We start from the raw sequence: 1045 nt of genomic DNA on the forward strand, positions 1-1045 counted from the left end.
TTTTTTGAAGTAAACTTCATAAGGTGTTTTCCAACCTAAACATTTACGTGGTCGTAAATTCAGTTTATTGATCACCTGTTGAATATCAACTTCGCTCCACTGATTGATGTCTTGGTGCTTCGGAAAGTATTCACGAAGTAACCCATTTGTATTTTCATTCGTTCCCCGTGTCCACGGTTGATGCGGCTCGGGGAAGTAAAATTCTACACCCAGTGCTTCTGTTACCAAACGATGTTGGGCAAATTCTTTACCACGGTCTGGCGTAATTGACCGCAATATATGTGGATCCAGCAATTCAATCATGGCTTTTTGGACTGCTTCGGCTTTTTTGGCAGGAATTTTCTTCACCAACTCAAAACGACTTTTGCGTTCCGTCAGCGTCAGCAAACAAGCTCCACCCGCTTTACCCAGTACGGTATCGGCTTCCCAATGTCCAAAACGACTGCGATTTTGCGCCGAAATCGGACGGTCGTTCAAATGGTTGGATATCTGAATTTTGCCACGTTTTTCATGATGATTTTTTGTATGCCGTGTTTTGCCTTTGTGGCGTAGTTTACGACTGGCTTTGCGTTCGCCTATATCAAACAGCCCTGAATAAATACCACGATAAATGGTTGAATAACTAATGGATAATTCAGATTTTTACAATTTTAATCGTGCGCTGATTTGTTCGGGCGACCAGTTTTGCGTTAGGAACTTTTCTTGCACCAAACTGAAATATTCAGGCTGCTCTAATTTGCGCTGTGCTTTGCTATTTTGACGATGCTTCAAATAGCTGTTTTGTGCGTTCGTTGCACTGTAGCTTTCTAGAGCGTGTCGTTTCAGCTCGCGAGAAATGGTGCTGGAGCTACGTCCCAGTGCTTTGGCAATTTCTGCTTGTTTTTTGCCCTGTGCGAGTAAAATCATTATCTTTTCTCGCTCGTTTATTGTAAGATGTCGGTAGGAAGTACTCATCATTTGGAAGTGGTTTTTGTGTGGAAACAAAATTATATTCTAGTTGATGAGTACTTCTTTTTTTGTTGCACTTGGATTGTAAATTCAGCTC

Annotated in this window: 1 pseudogene; it reads right to left on the reverse strand. The window is 41.7% G+C overall.

Features of this window, described 5'->3' with window-relative positions:
- Window positions 1–957 (reverse strand): annotated as a pseudogene (locus AZ602_RS09900) (IS30-like element ISApl1 family transposase); the annotation flags it as partial.
- Between the last annotated feature and the right edge of the window lie 88 nt (window positions 958–1045).

Origin of the sequence: Moraxella sp. RCAD0137, assembly GCF_002894025.1 — a bacterium.
Lineage (GTDB): Bacteria > Pseudomonadota > Gammaproteobacteria > Pseudomonadales > Moraxellaceae > Moraxella > Moraxella porci.